Annotated in this window: 1 protein-coding gene; it reads right to left on the bottom strand. The window is 62.0% G+C overall.

From position 1 onward, the window contains the following. Positions 1-187: 187 nt before the first annotated feature. Positions 188-387: MobC domain-containing protein (locus H9X91_RS14075; protein ID WP_204805881.1), on the bottom strand; the 200-nt coding region annotated here is incomplete at its 5' end.

Genomic DNA, 387 nt, shown 5'->3' with positions numbered 1-387 from the left:
GTAGTGATAGAACCAGGTGCCGCTGGCCTTGCCATACAGGTTTTTCGTGGCCAGGAAGCTCTGATAGGCCAGATCCGCCATGCAGTTGACCCCGGTGAGATAGCGGGTGCCGTCTGTGTCCACGGTTTTCTGCTCCTGGGCCACGTACCGCAGGACGCCGCCCATGGCGCCGGCGGTCTGCTTTTTCTCACGGATGAAGTTGCACGTCGCTATGGGTTACCACCCGCCCTTCCTCTGTCAGCAGCCGGTTGACCGTCTCGTAGACTCTGCCCAGCATCTCGACAGCCTCTCGCAGATTGGCGCTCTCGATGTGGCCCTGATGGGCCAGGACGGTCAGCTGGTTTAGATTCCGTCCCCAGGCCCGCAGCTCGCCCAGGAGCGGCTTCA

Source organism: Oscillibacter valericigenes (genome assembly GCF_016902445.1).
Lineage (GTDB): Bacteria > Bacillota > Clostridia > Oscillospirales > Oscillospiraceae > Oscillibacter > Oscillibacter avistercoris.
This window is presented reverse-complemented; position numbering and strand designations above follow the sequence as displayed.